The sequence below is a fragment of the Chryseobacterium sp. FW101-FHT12H09 genome (assembly GCF_058790395.1).
Genome location: NZ_JBYTCP010000002.1, coordinates 216,610 through 237,021, shown reverse-complemented (window position 1 = coordinate 237,021; position 20,412 = coordinate 216,610). Strand labels below are relative to the sequence as shown.

At 33.6% G+C, this 20,412-nt stretch carries 17 protein-coding genes and 2 tRNA genes; 6 read left to right on the top strand and 13 right to left on the bottom strand.

Going from position 1 to position 20,412, the window contains the following annotated elements; all coding sequences use genetic code 11:
* Positions 1-60 precede the first annotated feature (60 nt).
* Entirely contained in the window at positions 61-1,278 is a 1,218-nt protein-coding gene (locus AC3WRL_RS06740) for a PQQ-dependent sugar dehydrogenase (RefSeq protein WP_214829488.1), read from the top strand.
* Positions 1,279-1,330: 52 nt separating this feature from the next.
* Here AC3WRL_RS06740 and AC3WRL_RS06735 read toward each other — a convergent pair whose 3' ends face one another.
* The 6 genes from AC3WRL_RS06735 to AC3WRL_RS06710 all read right to left on the bottom strand — a co-directional run bounded on the left by AC3WRL_RS06735 (position 1,331) and on the right by AC3WRL_RS06710 (position 8,870).
* Complete coding sequence (locus AC3WRL_RS06735) at positions 1,331-3,766, bottom strand: TonB-dependent receptor plug domain-containing protein (RefSeq protein WP_492329985.1); 2,436 nt, start codon at positions 3,764-3,766, stop codon at positions 1,331-1,333.
* A 275-nt stretch (positions 3,767-4,041) separates the two neighbouring features.
* Positions 4,042-5,418, bottom strand: coding sequence for a tryptophanase TnaA (gene tnaA, locus AC3WRL_RS06730; protein ID WP_214829484.1), 1,377 nt, complete (start codon positions 5,416-5,418; stop codon positions 4,042-4,044).
* Between the two features lie 85 nt (positions 5,419-5,503).
* Positions 5,504-6,121 (bottom strand): DUF502 domain-containing protein, encoded by a 618-nt coding sequence (locus AC3WRL_RS06725; RefSeq protein WP_214829482.1) that lies wholly within the window; start codon positions 6,119-6,121, stop codon positions 5,504-5,506.
* Between the two features lie 24 nt (positions 6,122-6,145).
* Positions 6,146-6,724 (bottom strand): MiaE family protein, encoded by a 579-nt coding sequence (locus AC3WRL_RS06720; protein ID WP_214829480.1) that lies wholly within the window; start codon positions 6,722-6,724, stop codon positions 6,146-6,148.
* 63 nt (positions 6,725-6,787) lie between these two features.
* On the bottom strand, positions 6,788-7,876 hold the full coding sequence (locus AC3WRL_RS06715) for an acyltransferase family protein (RefSeq protein ID WP_214829478.1): 1,089 nt from the start codon (positions 7,874-7,876) through the stop codon (positions 6,788-6,790).
* A 112-nt stretch (positions 7,877-7,988) separates the two neighbouring features.
* Positions 7,989-8,870 (bottom strand): neutral zinc metallopeptidase, encoded by an 882-nt coding sequence (locus AC3WRL_RS06710; protein WP_261510380.1) that lies wholly within the window; start codon positions 8,868-8,870, stop codon positions 7,989-7,991.
* Between the two features lie 183 nt (positions 8,871-9,053).
* On the opposite strand from AC3WRL_RS06710, the gene rplU reads away from it, so the two are divergent.
* The 5 genes from rplU to AC3WRL_RS06685 all read left to right on the top strand — a co-directional run bounded on the left by rplU (position 9,054) and on the right by AC3WRL_RS06685 (position 10,796).
* Positions 9,054-9,629, top strand: a complete 576-nt coding sequence (gene rplU / locus AC3WRL_RS06705; RefSeq protein WP_261510379.1) for a 50S ribosomal protein L21 — start codon at positions 9,054-9,056, stop codon at positions 9,627-9,629.
* 18 nt (positions 9,630-9,647) lie between these two features.
* Positions 9,648-9,905: a 50S ribosomal protein L27 gene (rpmA, locus tag AC3WRL_RS06700; RefSeq protein ID WP_007842221.1), complete on the top strand. Its 258-nt coding sequence runs from the start codon at positions 9,648-9,650 to the stop codon at positions 9,903-9,905.
* 175 nt (positions 9,906-10,080) lie between these two features.
* Positions 10,081-10,245 (top strand): bacteriocin-like protein, encoded by a 165-nt coding sequence (locus AC3WRL_RS06695; protein WP_261510378.1) that lies wholly within the window; start codon positions 10,081-10,083, stop codon positions 10,243-10,245.
* 40 nt (positions 10,246-10,285) lie between these two features.
* On the top strand, positions 10,286-10,453 hold the full coding sequence (locus AC3WRL_RS06690) for a bacteriocin-like protein (RefSeq protein WP_214829461.1): 168 nt from the start codon (positions 10,286-10,288) through the stop codon (positions 10,451-10,453).
* 175 nt (positions 10,454-10,628) lie between these two features.
* Positions 10,629-10,796, top strand: a complete 168-nt coding sequence (locus AC3WRL_RS06685; RefSeq protein ID WP_261510377.1) for a bacteriocin-like protein — start codon at positions 10,629-10,631, stop codon at positions 10,794-10,796.
* 91 nt (positions 10,797-10,887) lie between these two features.
* Here AC3WRL_RS06685 and AC3WRL_RS06680 read toward each other — a convergent pair whose 3' ends face one another.
* The 7 genes from AC3WRL_RS06680 to rseP form a co-directional block, all read right to left on the bottom strand.
* Entirely contained in the window at positions 10,888-13,413 is a 2,526-nt protein-coding gene (locus AC3WRL_RS06680) for a DUF5686 and carboxypeptidase regulatory-like domain-containing protein (protein WP_261510376.1), read from the bottom strand.
* 436 nt (positions 13,414-13,849) lie between these two features.
* Positions 13,850-13,923: transfer RNA gene (locus AC3WRL_RS06675), tRNA-Asn, on the bottom strand.
* Between the two features lie 968 nt (positions 13,924-14,891).
* Positions 14,892-15,458: a DUF6705 family protein gene (locus tag AC3WRL_RS06670; RefSeq protein ID WP_261510375.1), complete on the bottom strand. Its 567-nt coding sequence runs from the start codon at positions 15,456-15,458 to the stop codon at positions 14,892-14,894.
* 21 nt (positions 15,459-15,479) lie between these two features.
* Positions 15,480-16,799: a hypothetical protein gene (locus AC3WRL_RS06665; RefSeq protein WP_492329984.1), complete on the bottom strand. Its 1,320-nt coding sequence runs from the start codon at positions 16,797-16,799 to the stop codon at positions 15,480-15,482.
* A gap of 571 nt (positions 16,800-17,370) precedes the next feature.
* The gene (locus AC3WRL_RS06660; protein WP_492329983.1) at positions 17,371-17,922 is read right to left on the bottom strand and encodes a hypothetical protein; all 552 of its coding nucleotides are present in this window, start codon (positions 17,920-17,922) and stop codon (positions 17,371-17,373) included.
* An 896-nt stretch (positions 17,923-18,818) separates the two neighbouring features.
* Positions 18,819-18,895, bottom strand: a tRNA-Asn gene (locus AC3WRL_RS06655).
* Between the two features lie 82 nt (positions 18,896-18,977).
* Entirely contained in the window at positions 18,978-20,327 is a 1,350-nt protein-coding gene (gene rseP, locus AC3WRL_RS06650) for an RIP metalloprotease RseP (protein ID WP_492329982.1), read from the bottom strand.
* Positions 20,328-20,412 lie beyond the last annotated feature (85 nt).

Here is a 20,412-nt window from a genome sequence, read left to right as displayed (position 1 = left end):
CACGCAAATTTTTGTGGCATTATTTTTCCATTCATTTTTTAAATCACTAATCCCAATACTATGAAATTCAATAAGTTTTATGTACCCGCTTTCAGTCTTTTCTTACTTTTATCGGCATGTAAAAAGAATAATGCAAATGCCCAGCAGGTCTCAAAGGACGGCGGCGTTGAAACAGAAAAGCCGAATTCTAATTATAAACCTGCATTTGCAGGACAAACGAGAATTAAGGCTGTAAAAACCACAACACCTTATAAAGTAGAAGTCTTAACTAAAGATTTGGGCAGACCTTGGGGCATCATAAATTTACCCGATGGGAAATTTTTAATTACAGATAAGAAAGGTTTTATGAATGTTGTTTCTACTGATGGAAAGCAAATTTCTAAAATTGAAGGATTTCCAAAAGTAGATTCAAAAGGTCAGGGTGGAATGTTGGATGTAGCGCTTGATCCTGATTTTAAAAATAATAATACGATCTATTTCAGTTTTTCTGAACCTTTTGGGAAAGGGAACTTAACTTCCGTTGCAAAGGGTAAACTTTCCGGAGATCTCAAAACTATAACAGATGTGAAGGTTATTTTTCGAGCAGAGCCGTCATATGATGGAGATAAGCACTATGGAAGTAGGTTGGCCTTTGATAAAGAAGGTAACTTATTTGTAAGTACTGGTGAAAGATCAGACAAAGAAACAAGGATATATGCTCAGAAAACAGATAATTACTTAGGTAAAATTCTTAAAATCACAAAAGATGGTAAACCGGCTCCGGGAAATCCATTTATTGGAAAAGCAGGATATAAGCCCGAAATATATGCTTATGGAGTAAGAAATCCTCAAGGAATGGCTATTGACCCAAATGGAAATCTCTGGGATGTTGAAATGGGACCGAGAGGGGGTGATGAGATTAATTTTATCCAACCCGGTAAAAATTATGGTTGGGGAGATGTTACTTATGGTATTGAATATTCTGGAGAAAAAGTAGGACAGGGAATTACTCAAAAAGAAGGAACTGAACAGCCTGTTTACTATTGGGATCCTGTGATTTCACCAAGTGGAGTTACTTTCTATACGGGAAATATCGATGAATGGAAAGGGAATTTGATCATTGGATGCTTAAGCGGAGAACATATCAACCGAATTGTAATGAAGAACAATAAGGTTGTAGGCGAAGAACGTCTTCTGGCTGACCAGAAAGAGAGATTCCGAGATGTACTCGATGGGATGGATGGAAATATTTATGCTGTAACAGATAGTGGGAAATTGTATAAAATATCAAAGAAATAAAATAAATAAATAAAGAAGGCTCCTGAAGTTATCGGGAGCCTTTTTCTATTCTTTAAAATTTGAAATTAAATCTTGCAAAAACCTGTCTTCCTGCAAAACCCATCTGTACAGGATCAAAAATTCCTCCGGATTCTGTGTTACCAGCTGAAACAGCTGTTGTTTGTAGGGTTGGGTATCTGTTGAATAAATTTTTGCTTCCCAATGTCAATGTAATACTCTTCGAAAAATCATACCCAAATGACAAGTCAGTGGTTACTCTTGCATTATAAGTCTGATAGTCATCAGCCCCATTATAGCCGATTAATGTAAGCTTGTCAAATCTAACCAATTGTAAATTAGCATTGAACTTTGAAATTTTATAATTCAAGCTTAAGTTTATTTTTGTTTTAGGTGCTGAGGCTAAGATAAATGCCCGTTCTCTTGGGCTCAGATAAATGTCTTCTTTGCCTTTTAATCTGTCGGAAGCATTTACAGATGTGATTTGCATTTCATTATAGTTTCCGGCTAAACTTGTAGTTAATTTTCCATTTCCAATAATTTCATTGTAGCTTAAAATAACATCAACACCTCTTGTTTTGGTATCTATAGCATTAGAGAAAAACTGTGCCTGATCTATATATGGATAATCTATTTGAACCTGTTCCGGAAGATCTGTTCGGGCAAAATTACCAGTTAAAACAATTCTGTTTTTCACTTTAATATAATAACCATCAACAGTGGCTGTGAATTTTCCAGTGTTAAATGTAAATCCAACACTTCCGTTTAATGATGTTTCTTGTTTTAATTGCGGAATTCCAACGTCTTTAGCAAGTTGACTGTCATTTGAGGCTAATTGAATAGTTACTAAATTACCTCCCTGAAAATTGGTGAATTGTAGAGCATAGTATTTTTGTGCTAAAGAAGGTGCTCTGAAACCAGTGGAAACAGAACCACGAAGGGCAAATTGAGAAGTTATGGCATATCTTGTTGCGAATTTTCCATTAATGGTGCTTCCAAAATCGTTGTAGTTTTCAAATCTTCCGGCAAGACTTACCATCCATTTTTTGGTAATATCCAGTTCAGTATCTACATAAGCAGCAAAATTGTTTCTACTTTTATTAACTTCCTGAGAGTATCCTGGAAAACCCTGTGAACCGCCGGGTCTTGTGTTGCCATTTAAAGGGTTTGTTACCAATAAATTTTGTGGTGTACTGGAGGTTACAATATTTCCATTAACGTCATACATAGCATACGAAGCTTCTTCACCTTTAATAACATTAAATTTTTCATATCTGAATTCAGATCCAAAAGCGATATTTAATCCCTCCAGTACATTGAATTGTTTTGTCGCATTAAAGCCTGTCGTATTTTGTAAGATAGAATGTCCCCCTGCATTAAAACTGGTAGGTGATTTTACACCCAGGGTTGCATTGATCGTATTATCAATCTGATAAGTAAATCGGTTACTTCCGAAAGCATTGTAAAAATCAACATCCCAGCCGGCAACTTTGAACTTCAGGCCATTATCGAACGTGAAATCTGTTATATTTGTATCTTGGATTGGATTAAAACCATTTGGGTATACTTCTGGTACATTTCCGTCAGCATTTGCTTTTCTGGTCCACGCATTGGCATCTGTATTTCTTTGGGAGAAACCGGGATGGGAGTAAAATTTTAGATTGTCAGATAAAGGAACTTCGATATTTCCAAAGAAGTATACATTTTGAGATTTTGCGTCACCAAAACGTTGTCTAGGAGCATCATAGATTGCTGGATTTGCATTTCGAATAGAATATTCTTTATTGATGAACTCAGCTGTAAAATTGGCAAAACCACCCTGAGAGCCTATTTTCGTTCCATAATTCCCACTGAAATCAAAAGTATTTCCATCTATTTTGTGGTCGGATACAACATCATTGCTTCCTGGACTTTTAAAGAGATTCATTCCATAAAAAGCATTTCCTTCAAATCCTTTATTCCGATCATTTAGTACAATATTAATGACCCCGGCAATAGCATCGGAGCCATATTGGGCAGCTGCTCCATCACGAAGTACTTCCACTCTTTTGATTGCTCCGATAGGGATGGTATTCATATCATAACCTGTATTTCCTCTTCCTTTGGTGCCGAAAAGATTGATAAGTGAAGATTGATGATATCTTTTGCCGTTCAATAAAAGTAGAGTTTGATCTGGTCCCAGTCCTCTTAAAGTCGCAGGGTCTACTGCGTCTGCACCATCTGATCCGGATTGCTTATTGGAATTGAATGAAGGGGCAGCAAATTGCAAAAGCTGATTGACCTCCACTTGCCCTGTTGATTGGCTTACTTGTTTAATATCAATGACATCAATGGGTACTGGAGTATCTACTACGGTTCTTTTTTTATTCCGGCTTCCGGTTATAGCAACTTCCTCAATTTTTGCTTCTTTAGAAATAGTATCGTTCACTTGTTGCGAATAAAGCACGGAAGTCGTGCCCAGAAATAAGGCACTTAAGTATTTAATTTTCATATATATCAAGTTTCTGTGATTGGTAATTCTATCAAAAGTATTGATTTTTGTTTTTAAATCATCAGAAAAAATCACTATTCTTTGAAAAGTATTATGAAAAATAAATGTATTGCATAATTAAATGAAAAATTTTAATTAAATAGCCAAAATCAGTTAAAATTATGAAATCTGATAAGAATGTTTGTCCTAAATTGATTTGTAGTTGATATTTTTAACTACTTATAAAATAAGCCAATGAGAAATAAAAAAACCGAGAATAAATCCCGGTTTTATTTTTATGCTTCTTCCAGTTGTACTGTAAAGTGTCTTAAAAGTTCAGGCTCCCATGTGATCTTATATCCTTTTGCTATTTCATCGCGTCTTTCATAAACGTTTTTAATAGCTGCGGCAATATAATCCATGTGGTTATTGGTATATGTTCTTCTAGGTATGGCCAAACGAACCAATTCCAATTTTGGATAACGGTTTTGTCTCGTTTCCGGATCTCTGTCGGCAAGTAAAGTACCGATTTCTACTGTTCTGATCCCAGCTTCTTTATAAATTTCAAGACCTAAAGTCTGTGCTGGGTATTCTTCACGGGCAACATTAGGAAGAAAATTTAATGAATCGATAAAAACAGCATGTCCTCCAATTGGCTTTTGAACTGGAACTCCATATTCGATCAATTTATTTCCGAGATATTCAACCTGTGAAATTCTACTTTCTAAATAGGCAAATTCTGTAGCTTCATCAAGTCCTACTGATAAAGCGGCCATATCTCTCCCGGCCATTCCTCCGTAAGTAATGAACCCCTCATAAATAATAGTAAAACTGGACGCTTTTCTGAAAATTTCCTCACTATTTAATGCAATGAAACCACCGATGTTTACCAGTCCATCTTTTTTAGAACTCATGGTCATTCCATCTCCGTAAGAGAATATTTCTTTACAGATTTCTTTGATACTTCTGTTTTCCTGACCTTTTTCTCTTTTCTTAATGAAGTAAGCGTTTTCAGCGAATCTTGCAGAGTCAAAGAAAACAGGAATTCCATATTTATTAGAAAGCTCTCTTACTGCTTTCATATTTTCCAAAGAAACAGGCTGGCCTCCTGAAGAATTACAAGTGATCGTAATCAGACAGAAAGGGATCTTTTCTTTTGGGTGGCTTTTATAAACTTCTTCCAGTTTTTCAAGATTGATATTCCCTTTGAATGGATGCAGATCGTTGATGTCAAAAGCTTCATCCACTGTACAATCAATGGCATGGGCTTTACGAAATTCAATATGTCCTTTTGTTGTGTCGAAATGAGAATTTCCAGGTACAACATCACCATCTTTTACAAGAACAGAAAAAAGAACGTTTTCTGCAGCTCTTCCTTGGTGTGTAGGTAAAAGATATTGGAAACCTGTTATGCTTTTTACAGTGTTGTGAAGTTGGTCAAATGAACGAGAACCAGCATAACTTTCGTCACCGGTCATCAATGCTCCCCACTGTCTGTCTGACATTGCTCCCGTTCCGGAATCAGTTAATAGATCGATAAAAACCTGTGAAGATTTTAGATTGAATAAATTGTAGTTGGCATCTTTAAGCCATTGTTCTCTTTCTTCTCTTGTTGACTGGCGAATTTCTTCAACCATTTTAATACGGAAAGGTTCCGCGTACGGTAAATTCATGAGTTAAGTATTTATTTGTTTTGTAAAGAAAATTTGTTTGAAAATAATTTCAATTCATCAAGTATATTTAAAAGAATAATGAATATTACTCTGGAGCTTTAAATATATTTTCATCAGAGTGGAAACCAGCTACGCCGCCACTAACAGCAAATTTCATAGCTGATGCGGCTGTCATGCCCACTACAGGTTTGATGTTTTTTTCTTCTGTAACAATTACCCATCCGGAAATAGCATATGAATGTGGAAGGTATACAGCAACATAATTGTGCTTATCCACATCAGACATTTCTTTCTGAGTTAAAAATCCAATCCTCCAGATTTCCGGGTTTTCATTGGTTTTTACCCAAACGGGATCATTAAATTTTTTCTTATCTCCCACAAATGAAGACATAACATCTTTTGTAGGAGTGTAAATATGTTTTACTCCAGGAGTCTTTTCCAACAAACTGTCCATCGTGTCAAAAAAAAATCTCCCCACAACGAATTTATTTCCTAAATATCCTAAAATTGCGGTAATTAAAATGGTTGATACAAAAACTAACCCCGGAATTTCTTTTGCAACAGATGGTATTATATTGTCAATAGAGGTGACAACATACCATATTACAAAAATAGTAAGTCCGATAGGTCCAATAATCACAAGTCCCTGAAAGAAATTTTTCAGGAAAAAGTTGGCAATATTTTCAAAAGTCAGTTTTTTCAACTTGTGTTTTTAATGTATTTTGGATTAACCGTGTATTGTTTCTTTGTTTCCGTATGATTTGATAATACTAGCTTCATAGTCTAGCCACTCTTCCCATCGCTTATTCACTTTTTCAGGATCACCTAATTGTCTTGCGAATCCTATGAATGTTGTGTAATGGTTTGCTTCAGAGATCATTAGCTCTCTATAGAACACTTTTAGCTCCTCATCTTTGATGTTTTCAGTAAGAACTTTAAATCTTTCACAACTTCTTGCTTCTATCATAGCCGCAAAAAGCATTTTGTCAACAATAAGATCTTCTCTTTTCCCCTGAACAATAAATTTGGCAAGCTCATTTACATAATCATCCTTTCTGGCTCTTCCGAAAGAATATCCTTTTTTCTTAATAATCTCATGAACCTGATTGAAATGATCAAGCTCTTCCTGAGCAATAGCAAGAAGTCCGGTTACAATTTCAGTTTGTTCAGGCATCATCGTGATAAGAGAGATAGCGTTTGTTGCTGCTTTCTGCTCACACCATGCATGATCCGTTAAAATTTCTTCAATGTTTTCCTCTGCAATATTTGCCCACCTTGGATCAGTAGGAAGTTTCAACTTAAACATGTTTTAAATTTTTTGTAAATTTAAAATAAATTGACATAACAAATCTTCTTTTATTTCAGTTATTTAAGAAGCTGTGTTTCTTCGAAGGAATTCCAGAATATTCCATCCCAGGCTATCTATTTTCTTCAGGCCTTTTGCTATTATTGTTGCTAAAGCGATATTAATGATATAGATGATGATCATTAAACTCCACCACGGTATTTTTTCATTTAAAGAAACCACCAGAAAATACACCAGAGAAGAACTTATTCCTTGAGCAAAATAAAAGAAAATGGCATTCTTACCGATATAGGTGATGAAATTCTCCTTTGTGATTTTTAACCGGTTATAGAAGACAAATAATGTTACTAAAGAGAATAATGTCCATATAATATAAGGGACTTGAGGTGGAAATTTATTTTTATTGATCTTATAAAATATTTCGGATCCGTAATACCAGAACATCCATAATAGTAAGGCTGCAACTATTGCATAAAGAATGGGGATTATTTTAGTCGGAATTTTTTTTCCTCTCATTCTATTGGCAATTAAAAATACGGCAAAATAAAATGCCACATAACCGACCTGTCCCGTTGGATAAAGCCAGGGAAAGAGATTAAATATTAATGTTAAAGCAATACATAATCCGATAAACCAATTGATGTGTTTTGGAAAAAATCTTAAAGTTAAAACTCCAAAAACGGTTAATATAAAATACACTTTTAAGTACCAGAAGCTTCCCATAACTACAGGAAACGTATCAGCATTAGTATACTGATGAAGATACCAGTTACCTAGATTTTGCCATTGAGGTTCCATTGATATACTCGTTGTTGCGTATTTTGAACCAAATGTTGAATAAAATTTTTGTAACCATTCCATGGAGAAGAAGGTTAGCCCGAAAACCTTAAAGAAGTAGTCGAGAAAGAAAAGAAACGTTACAAAAATCATGTAGGTGATCTGTAATTTCAGTAACCGATACAACGTTTTTTCAATATTAGCTCCTGAAGTAATCCCACTTAATGCGTAGAATAAGGCAACATCAAATACCAATGAAAAGACTCTTACTTCGGCAGGAATATAAAATTGGCCTGACCAGAAAGCAGTGTGAATAAATATAATTGAAATGGTTGCTAATCCTTTTGCAAAATCAATATAGAGATCCCTATTCATTGTATTGTATGATAAAGTTCAAAAGTAAATAAAGTTTATTAATTATTCTGAGTAAATAAAAAAGAGGTAAAGAATAACTTTACCTCCTTTCTAAATATGCAAAAATGAGTGTTTATAGATTTTTAAATTCTTCAGCAGAGATTTCTCCGGTTTGAATTTTTCTTAATTCATCCATATATTGACTCATATAAGCGTCAATTTCAGGATTTCTTGAATTTTTCCCCATTTTGTAGGTTCCGTTTAAAACACCTTGATAATAATAGAAGAAGTTATAATCGAAATCAGCTGCAGAAAGACTGTATTGTCCTAAAAGGAAACCTAAACGTACAGCAGATCTTCTTTGTGGTGGAGTTCCGTGGTGATTAGGACTGTTCGTCTGATTGTCTCCAATACTTTGTGCAAACTCGTAAGCAGAAGCGATTTCTGCGAAGGTGGTTTTGTTATACCCATTTGGTCTTCTTAAATAGTAACCTGCAAATCCATCTGCTTCTAATTCGTTAGGTCTCGCAGTAGATTCATTTACAGAAGGTAAATTAAAGATATACTGTAATTGATGACCATATTCATGAGCTAAAATCATCGCATTGACAATGTCTCCACCTTTATTTTTTGCATCAGCATAAATAGCATAGCCGTAATAAATTTTTCCGCTTGAATATGAAATTGCATTGTAAGTGGAATTGAAATTCGAAGGATCATTTACAAATCGTAGGGTAGGATTACTTCTTCCCCACATGCTTGCGATTTTGGTCATTTGACCATTCATGAAATTCGTATCAGCAGTGGTTTGTAAGCCAGTCATTAAAACGGATGATGAACTCCAGTTTTGATCTACATAGTAACAAATTTTTTCTTTGTCCCCCGGTTGCTCAATTTTTGCGTTTTCCGATTGTGATTTTGGTAAGACATTGTCTTCCATTTTGTCATCATTACATGCAGTTAAAGAGAATACAGCAACTGCTCCTGCTAGAAAGCAGAATTTAAAGTTTTTCATATAAAATATTTTTTTGGTGAAAACGAAGATATAAATTATTTTTTATTTACTAATACATAAATAGTTAAAATTATTCCTTATATAGTGAAAAAGCTTTTAAGTAAAAAAGATTGTTTTGATTGTAAGGTAATTAGAAAATAATTCTTATATTTGCACCTCGAAATAACTAAAAATTTATAAACAATGTTTGCAATTGTAGAAATAGCAGGGCTTCAATATAAAGTTGAGCAAGACCAGAAGTTGTTTGTACACCGTTTAAAAGGAGATAAAGGAGGGAAAGTTTCTTTCGATAAAGTTCTTCTTACTGTAAACGGTACAATCACTGTAGGCGCCCCAGCTGTAAGCGGGATCACTGTAGATGCAGAGATCTTAGACCATGTTAAAGCTGATAAAGTAATCGTTTTCAAAAAGAAAAGAAGAAAAGGTTACGAAGTTAAAAACGGTCACAGACAATCTTTAACTCAGATTAAAATTACAGGAATCACTGGATTTGAAGCTGGAGCAAAAAAGACTGCTAAAAAAGAAACAGTAAAGGCTGAAGTTCTTTCAGACAACGCAACTGTTAACTTTGGTGAAGATCATGAACTGAACTATCACTTAAAGAAAAACAACTTGTCTCAGTCTAAAGAAAACAGAGAAACTTTAATTACTTTAGGAAAAGCTGTTAAAGTTGAATTAGAGAAGAAAGTTCTTACTCACGAAGAAGTTGATGCTGCTATCGTTAAGAACATTGATCAATTTAAAGCTCTTAATAAATAATAATAATCTACAAATAAAATGGCACACAAGAAAGGAGTCGGTAGTTCCAAAAACGGTAGAGAATCTCACTCTAAGAGATTAGGTGTAAAGATTTTCGGTGGACAAGAAGCTATTGCCGGTAATATTATTATCAGACAGAGAGGTACTCAACATCACCCAGGTGAAAACGTGGGAATGGGTAAAGACCATACTTTGTTTGCATTAGTAGACGGTAAAGTAGTTTTCAGAAAGAAAGCAAATAACAGATCTTTTGTATCTGTAGAACCAAACGCTTAATCTAAGCGTTCTATAAAAATTAAAAGCCTCAACAGTGTTGAGGCTTTTTTTTGGCAAAATATTTTATAATATTCCAATTTTTGTGAAATATTTTTATATTTGTTAGCGTTCATATACAAATGATTGCGAAAGCCGAAAAGCATAAAGAGTAGGCAACAAACTAAAACTATTTATTATGAAAAATTTAAAAAAACTGACAAAAAGAGAGTTAAAAACGATTGATGGTGGCGCTGAAAGATGTCCGGTACCAGCTTCATGGTGTGCAGAATGGTGCTCATGGACAGCTTGGCAAAAAGCACATTGTATCAATGCTGTTATTGATACACCATGTGATTGTTAATTGAAAAGAATGAGTACAAATTTTTAAAACAAACTATTTTATGAAAAACCTAAAAAAACTTACGAAAAGAGAATTGAAATCAATTGATGGTGGTGCGGCAGCTTGTCCTCCTCCAGCAACTACCTGTTCAGCATGGTGCTCATGGACGCCACAACAAAGGCTTAGATGCCCAAATATGATTATAGATCCAGATCCATGTCCATGCTAGTCTGAATTTTATACTTACATATAGTGCCTCAACAATGTTGGGGCTTTTTTGGCAAATATTTTTTATAATATTCCAATTTTCGTGAAATATTTTATATTTATCATCGTTTATTTATTAAATAAAATGCGAATGCCGAAAAGCATAAAGAGTAGGCAACAAACTAAAACTATTTATTATGAAAAATTTGAAAAAATTGGGAAAGAAGGATTTGAAAAACATTAACGGAGGACTTGGTTCAGATTGTCCCGTACCGGCCACATGGTGTGCAGAGTGGTGCCAATGGACAGAACAGCAGAAGAGAAAATGTGTTAATATGGTTATCGATTTCTGTGAAACTTGCTAAATAATATAATAAAGAGGTCTCAATTATTTGAGACCTCTTTATGTTTATAATTAAAATGTATAAACAATTTTTTCGTTTTAGTTAATCTAAATTAAAAACCAACCTGGAAACCAGCTTTTATTCCAAATGTAGAAATATCAGGTCTGTTTAGATAGTTGCCCCGCCAGTTAAAATCTACTCTGAAGATCCTTAAATTTCCAAATCCTATATTCTCAATCCCAAATCCATATTCATAGTAGATGTGATCACTTGGTGCGGAGTATTTGAATCCTTCTACATTAATGTTCTTGGAAGCATCGCTTAATGTTCCGTATGCACTTCTTATAAATGCAATCTCTCTTAATTTCAGCTTCTTGATCAACGGAATATAAGAAAGGATTTTACCGTTAAAATGGTGTTCCAAATGCAAGGTAGTGTAGGTATCTGCTACAAATTCATAGTAATTAAGTTGAGCAAATGTGTTCCCTACTAAACTGTAGGATTGGTTTCCTGGGATCACATTTTGTAAAGCCAATGGAACTGTGTTGAAATTTTTTCCAGCTTCAAAATTGATTAATGTTTTTCCCCAGCTTCCAATTAAAACAGGTTTATAAAATAAGAATTGCAATTTATTGTAATTGAAATCTGCATTAAATAAACCTTCAAGTCCTCGGGTATATTTTAAGACAATTGTGGGTGCCAATGTTCCATGTTCATGCCTGTCAACTCCGGTTTGTGAAAATTTAGCTCCTGGTCTCGCTATTAAGCTAACAGTAACATGTGAGTCGTTAAGCGTTTGTCTTAAGTTTCCATTTCTATAGTACATAAGACTGAATCCATCAGGATTGGCAGATTTAATGCTTTGCATGGTTCCGTCAATTCTAACCTGAAAATTTTTCCAAGGCTCAATAGCCGCAAAAACATTGGTTTGATTTAAAGAACTTAAAGAGGCATTATCTCCCCTTGCGAAAACGGTTGAAGACGCAAATGATCTGGACATGATTCCATCGTCAGTTGTTAGCTGAACTCCCAGCTGCATAATGTCTCTTCTCGTCCCAGCTCCGATCATAAATCGGTTAACTCTGTTGAACATGTATTTTGCTTCGACACCATATTTAAATTGTTGATCTTTAAAACCATAAGCAGTGTAGAATTGTATTCTCCAAGGGTCGTTCATGGTAAAATAGCTTCTGGCTCCCAATCTTATTCTATCCCCTTCTACTTCGTTTACTCCATATACTGAGAATATGGGACCTAGATCTATCCCTTTTGTGACGTTGTAATATCCTGAGCCAAGGGTTTCATACAATTTTACAATTCGATTGAATTTTGGAACCTGTTGAAGCTTGTCAAGCATATCATACACACCTTGTTCAGATTTAGACAACGAGTCGGGTCTTGCTTTGGTCCAATAAGCTTCGTCTTTATCTACGAACTTATTATCATATTCTTCCTCTCTACGGGTGAAAACTGATGCAGCAAGAGGCTTGTTAAATACATAGTCTGAATAATCAACAGATCTTTTGGCAATTATGCTTTTAGAGGTTTTCTTTTTTGAAAATGGTGTTATTTCTACTTCTGTTACAAACTTTTTAGGCAAAAAAGTATTTTCGTCAGGATTATCATATTCTAATTCAGTGGAAATTCCATTCACGAAATTAACGTTCATTTTCTGTGTTGATTTCAATGTAGCTCCTATTACGGCATAGGTATCGGTGTCAATATAGAGGTAGCCCTGGAAAGCTAAAATATCTGTTCTTTTGGGTTGATATCTGATCTTATAAGCGTTCTCCCCACGTACACTGAGGGTGTCAACTAAATTGTAATCATATGTACTAAATCCGTCCGTTCCTACCGGGCTTGGAAAACCAATATCAAAATAATTCAATGTGTTATCATAAATATTAATATCCCGATAAAGGTTTTTTGCTGTTAAAGTAACGATTTGATTATCTTGAAATCCAGAAGTTTTTTGAGCAATTAATAGTCTCTTTGTTTTCTTTCCGGGTTTATTTTCTCCATAATTTTCATAAACTGCTTCATTTAAAAAAACGGGAAGTGCCATTTTACCACTCGCGGTTGAATCTGCATAATCAAAAATGAAATCCAGCTTGTTAAAGATCTTCCTCTTCATAAAGGCACTATCAAGATTGTTGGCGTCAAACTGGATCTTTTCGTATTCTTTATAAGTATATGTGTCAAACTTATTCAGTCCGTTGTTTCTTTTTCTTTTCCAGACTTCCTGCATAATAGCATAAGCAGGGTTTTCTTTTTTGTTTTTGTATTTTGTTTTTTCGTTGTGAATGACAACTTCCTGAATACTTTCTACTTTTTCTTTAGAAAGTTTTACAAAAATATTGTTGGCATTTTCAGGTGTTATATCAACGCTCTCTAATGCATAGCTTTTTCTTAGAAACTTTAGTTTATAAATAATGCTGTCCGACTGAACACTGAAATCCCCATTAGTTGTTGTTAAAAGGGGCTGGTTACTGTCATTGATAAAGATATCCACTCCGGTAACTTCTTTGTTGGTCTTAGCATCAACGATTTTGCCACTTGCTGTATTTTGTGCGCAGACAATGCCGGAAAATAAGAGGAAAAGGTAGAGGTAGTGGTATTTGGGGTTATTAATTAACATTCGTAGTTTCTTCAAGCATTTAGCATAAACAAAAAGTATGCTGTTTATTTTTAAAACGGATAAGATTATAAAAAATTTCGTGTTTATTTACAAAAGATGCAAATGTACCAAAAAATAATACCATCTCAATATGATATTTGGGGAGTTTCAATTTACTAACGAAGCAGTAATAGCTTGTTTAAGTATCATATAGGAATAGTTTTATGCAAAAAATAGCTGTATTGTTCTTCATTAAAATAAATAACTTATTTATGTATGAATACAAATTATAAAATTTTGCAAAATGAACTTATTGAGAAAAGAGTTTAAAGTTGAATAATACGGAATGTTAAGTTAAGGCAGATGTTTATTTAATAAATGATGAAAATACAAATAGAATGTAGAGTTTGGATTTAGTCAAATAAAAAAGAGTTACAAAATTGTAACTCTTTTTAAGCTCCTCCTGCTGGGCTCGAACCAGCGACCCTCTGATTAACAGTCAGATGCTCTAACCAACTGAGCTAAGGAGGAATTTTCCTTTGTTTTAAGTGGTGCAAATATAATATGAATATTAATATGAAGCAAATTTTTTTAGGGCAATTACCATAAAAAATTAAGAAAATTCAAAATTTGAGTAAAAGCAGGTTTATTCAGGTTTGATGCATGATAGAGAAGATTTTTTTATCAGTCTCTATTTCAATATTTTGGAATTGAAAATTACGAATAAGTCTATCTATTTAGTTGGAATTAGAAATTTAAAAAAATAGAATTGAAAGGTAGAAATAAAAAAAGAGTTGCAAAATTTGCAACTCTTTTTGGCTCCTCCTGCTGGGCTCGAACCAGCGACCCTCTGATTAACAGTTAGAGGCGATTTTATTTTTTATTATGTGTTTGTTTATCTAATGTCTTTATTTTGTTTGTTTTATATGTAGTTTTCAAATATTCTATTCCTTCTGTTAGAAAATTATAGTATTGATGTACTGAATTTTCAATATAAGCAGTGTGGGAATGAACCACATAGACCATTGAACCTATTTCTCCTTTAATGGGATAATATGAAGCATTTGAATTGTCATTTTTGCAAATCTGGGAAATAAATTAGAATATTCCTTTTGGAAAAGAGATTTTGGTTCTGATGCTAAAGAATTATATTAAGACTAAAAAGTTGGATAAAACCTTTATTTACCTTAAAAATATGATTATCCAAAAGTTTGATGAATTGTTTAAAGATTGTGATGAAAATTATCCAATTATTGTTGGGAATTAAATAAGAGTGGTTGGTTTTACTGTAGTGTAGTTGTAGTAAAACCAATCATTTTGTTATTGACTATTAGTATCTTGAATAAGCCTTACTTTAGAAGGAAATAGTGTATTTGAATTAAATATAATTTTTAATCATTTGTTTTTTTAAGTCTCTCTTTTATGGGAGGCTTTTTGTATAAGTTGTAATAAAAAACCTTTACCAAAATTGATAAAGGTTGATTTATAATTTGTTGATTTTATTGTTTAGTAAATATCAAACCTTTTGTTTCAGGCAAGTAGATATTTATGTCTGTTCCTTGAGGGCACTTACTGCTGTCAAGTATGATGTCATTAGGTTTGTATTCCCATGATAGCTGAGTAGTACTAATCTTTTTTAATTCAATAGCTCCCCAACCAACTCTGCAATTTGTTCCCCCATAATTGAACCATACAATATTCTGATTAGGATAAGTCCCATGACTGTAAATAGTATGTTCAAATTGATTTGGTTGAAAAGTCATGCTTTGTGTGTCTTGAAGAATAGCTCCTGCTGAATTTTTTACAACATATCTTATTGACAATGCGTCTTGATAAACCTTTAAGGCTTTAAAAAACTTTTGTACTTCTTTTGTAATATAGATTGTGATTTCCCTATTTTGAAAAGAAGATTTGTAGGTTCCTATATAAGGAGTTAATTCATTATTGGAATCCTTTAAATAGGAATTCTGAGGGACTTCATCAAAGTCTGTATTCAATGGATAAACTTGTTGTGAATAGCATGAACTTGAGAAAAGGAATACTGTTAAGAATAATATAATTTTCATTTTTTCGATTTAATTTAAAGATTATAGACATGGTATAGCTGTTGTTGTACCATTATCATTTTTAGTTACTGTTTTTATTGTTCCATCACTTTCTATTCTTTGTAGGGTTACTTTTCCATTTAGCCCCATATCATTAAGAGATTTAAAAAATAACTTTTCATACCCTTCAGAAGTTGATGGTTTGAACATTCCATACCTAGTTTGGTACCTAGTTACATGGTCATCTAAATCTTGTTGCGAAAAAGTTACTAATGCATCATTATAAGTTCCATTGAATAATATTACATAATGCATGCCATTTGGTGCTACCATTCCTAGGTAAGCATTACTTGCATTTGTAGGGTTTCCATTTCCTTGTGCTAATGCAAATTGCAAAAGCTGGTCAATATCTGGTGGGGAAAGCATTGGTATACCCGTTGGTGTATGATTATGATAACCTCCTTGATATCCAGTTTTATCACCAAAATTAACACTATGTGCACCACCGCTTATTGTTGGAGAAGGAGTACCATCTGCTTTAAACATTACCCCTTTTTCTCCTCCTTGTGTGGATTGGTTTTTAAGCTCATTAATTTTTGCTTGTATTTTCGGATTTACTAAACGTTCTTTAGCTTTATCGCAGGGATTCTCATATGAACCTTCTCCTCCACCTCCACCTCCAGAATTAGGATCAATACAATTTTGAAATTTAGAGCAACCACCACCAGGACCACCGCCTCCAGGACCACCTGCGCCACCGCCACTATTACTACCATTACCAGGATTTGGAATATTAATAATAACTTCGTCTATATCACAAGGGTTATTTAAATCAAAACCACAATCATTTCCTCCTTTATTAGAGGCTCGAGCTTTACGAGTACTCTTTTCATATTGTAACTTGAAAAGATCTATTATTTTCAAGTAATAGTTAGAGTTAGAATCCATTGGCAAGTATTCGACAAATGTTTCTTTATCTTTAAGAACAGCAATAGTGAGTCCAGATACGCTATTATTTTTAATTATTGGATAAATAATCCAATGATCTCCATTTTCAAGGATAATATCCTGAGAATGTACATTGAACTCAACATATTCATCATTAAGTTTGTTAACTCTTTTCTGACTAAAGAATCCTTCCTTACTTAATCCAGTATTATTAATACCATCGTAATTTTCTAAAAGCTTTTTAAAACCAGCCGAATAATTTACAGCCTCTCCATTTTTAGAAGTAAAGACTTGAAATTTTTTAGAGTACTTTTCCTCTTTGTTATTAAGGAGATCTCCTTCAGAACTACAGGAGTTCATCCAAGTAATTAATGCTATCATAAGCACAAGTCGAATAATTAAATTTTTCCTCATTGATTGTTTGTAATTTTTAGATTGCTAATTTATAAATATTTTTTAATTCACAGCTTGGAGGTTTACGTATTGTTTTGAATCAACTTTCTCATAGACAAATTTACTTTTGATAGGCGACAAAATATGTCGTATTTTATTTAGATACAAATAGTTACTTAATTTTTATTGGTCCAATTTTGAGCAAACTCCTTATTATCGAAGGCTTCAATAGGTTTAATTGCATAATAAAGGTTTTTGGAGTAATGTTATCTATTTCCAGATGGGGCTATATAATAAGTGTAATTCTCTCCAATTGCTAAGCTGCCCGTAAAAAATTCAACATACTTTAAATCTTCATGAACAAATACTCCTCCCCATGATGATGAATATTGATAACCTTTTTTTTGTTCATTATATACCTTATCTTTTAAATCTCTGTAAGATAATTCCCCATTAGCTTTTTTAAATTCAATGTGGTCATCAAAAATAATCAGATAGGAATTATTTAATATGGTTTCGTCTCTTACTCGTTTATTGTTATGGTCGAAAATAGCAATATTGTAGACAGGTAAAGTTTTACCATAATTAGCTTTTATTTTACTATCACTGCTGTAATCATTTGTGGAATTGGAACTAGAGGCTGTGATATTTTAATAATAGTGTTCAAGGAATCATATAACCATTGTATTAGACGATTAGTCTCATTTGCGGATGAGTAATTGATTGTTGTTTGATTTATCATGCTAATACAGTTCTTTTGAAAAGTATCAGAGATAAGTTTTCTTTGTTCATTGGTTACATCTAAATTATTTATTTGATTAGATATAGTATTTACTGCATTTTGAACCTGCTGGGCATTATTGTTATATCTATTTTGTAGAATACTTGTAGCATTTCCTAAACCTGAAATATCCAATTGCTGTGGATCACGGTATTGTGTAGGCTGACGTGTTTGTGAAGATTGTGTCAAACTGTAATATTCCCATTGTCTTGTCATGCTGTTATAAATCTCATAACCTGTCATGTTTCCCCTTGAATCAAAATATTCATATCTCCGATTCATTGAGTTGCATTTTTTTGTAGCGGTTTGGGAAAAGCAAGAAATTCCAAATAATAAGAATGCAGAAAAGATAATTTTTTTCATAAGTGATTTTGTTATATCACTCAGTCCCAAAGTGAAAGGTTTAATTAAACAGAAAGCGTGGGACTAAACTCAATCTGCAATAGGGGGCTCTGGTAAGCCTGTAACACAAACAAGAATAGCCCACGCCATATGACGTGAGCATCAACTGTTTATTCCGTGTTACATTTTGAATTTACCAGATTCCCTATAACAGAATAAAAGCTAACGCTTTATATTTTTTTTCGATAAAATTTGAAATGCTAAGATATGAATTTTTGTAATTGTGTTTGGTAGTTTGACTCTCCTCCCTCGATAATTTTTAAAAATATCAAATACAGTTGGAGAGGAAGTAGTGAATATATATCTGCCTAATTACCCCACACAAAAAGTTTGAAAAATCAAAGCAATCCCTTTATAGAAGAATTTACAGCAATTCCACACCAAAATTTTATTTATAGATGTAAAGACTGTACCTACTTTCTGCTTACCTCCTATGGGTTAGAATGTTTTTTTTCTCTCCGCCCCCTTTTTTCTATACAACTTTTTCAGACAGTTGTTTTTGATTTTGTGTGGTCTTGTGTGGTCGTTTGTATTTTGATCAGTGGTTATTTATGGGTTTTATTCTTACTTCTATCTAGGTTTGATGTAAGTTAGAGTTGTGGTGGTGTTTAAAGGTGTTTTTAGGCGGCTTGTGTTTGTTGTCTTGATGTTTTAAATTGATTTATAAGCCTTATTGCGCCTAGTGTTATGTCTGATATATTTTAATTCTTTTATTTTTTCAGGCGGAAATTTGGAGTTTGTGCAAGGTTTATGCAAATAGAATATTGAAAAAGATATTAAAATGCTGAATTTTTATGCAAATTTTGTGCAAATAAAAAAGAGTTACAATAAATGAATATCGTAACTCCTTGATAATATGGCTCCTCCTGCTGGGCTCGAACCAGCGACCCTCTGATTAACAGTCAGATGCTCTAACCAACTGAGCTAAGGAGGAATGTCCTTTGTTTTTTAAGTGGTGCAAATATAGGACGAATATTTATACCAGACAAATTTTTCTTTTGAAAATTTGAAAAATCTTATAATTTCCCTGTAAATATTTTAAAGATATCACTTCCGAAAATCAGTAACATCAAGCCTAACAGGAAGATAACGCCAATCATCTGTGCATTTTCTAATACTTTTTGAGGGACTGGTTTCCCGAAAATGATTTCATATAATGTGAAAATAACGTGTCCACCATCAAGTCCCGGGATTGGAATAAGGTTCAGGAATGCCAACCAGATCGAGAACATTGCCGTAAAACTCCAGAAAGCAGGCCAATTGATAGCAAAGCTACCATCTGCAGCCTTGTTTACAGGCATAGATTTCACGATTGCAATAGGACCACCTACATTTTTATATCCTTGAATTTTAGAGTTAAACATGATCTTGAATTGCTTAACCTGCATGGTCAAAGCTTCAATCGTTCTTTCTAAACCTCTGGGAATAGATTCTCCAAAAGAATATTTTTTATCAGTAACTACATTCGCAAGGCTTTTTTGGTCAACTGCAATTCCCAGTTTACCATTTTTGTCAACAGGTGCAGAAATTGTTTGTCTTTCAGCGCCACGGGTTACATCAATGCTAACTGTTTTTCCTTTGTTTTCTGCTAATGTTGAGCTTACTTCATCAAAGAAAGGAGTGGATTTACCATTAATCGCTACAATTCGGTCTCCTTTAGCCAATCCTGATGCTTTAGAGGAAGGTGTTGCCAAAGAATCAATGATCATAGGAATTCTTGGTGTGATATACAGTTTTGCTTCTCTTTGTTTGATAACATCTGCTACGCCATCTTCATTCACTTTAAATGTAGCCTCTTTCCCATTTCTTAAAACAGTAACCTGATCACTGAAAAGGATATTAATAGCTGAATTTTCTAATCTTTCTGCAGGTTTTCCATCAATGCTGATAATTTTGTCACCACTTTGGAATCCCATTTTTTTTCCAGCTTCCGTTACACCGATACCATTATCAAATTTTGTAAGGTCAGTGTACATTTCACCATTAAAAAGAGAAAGGCAGCTGTAAATTAACCAAGCCAGAAAAAAGTTAACTGTAACACCACCTAACATGATGATTAATCTCTGCCAAGCTGGTTTAGCGCGGAACTCCCACGGTTGTGCCGGTTGTTTTAGCTGTTCCGTATCCATGCTTTCATCCACCATTCCGGCAATTTTTACATATCCTCCAAAAGGAAGCCATCCAATACCGTATTCTGTTTCACCGATTTTTTTCTTAGCGATAGAAAACCAAGGATCGAAAAATAAGTAAAATTTTTCTACTTTGGTTTTAAACCATTTGGCTGGTAAAAAGTGACCAAGTTCATGAAGAACTACTAAAATAGAAATGCTTAATATAAATTGAAAAATTTTGATTGCTAATTCCATTAATGATTTTTAGATTTAATTTGCAAAGGTAACAATTATCAAAACTATGCCAAATAAAAAAGCTCCTCATATAGAGAAGCTTTGT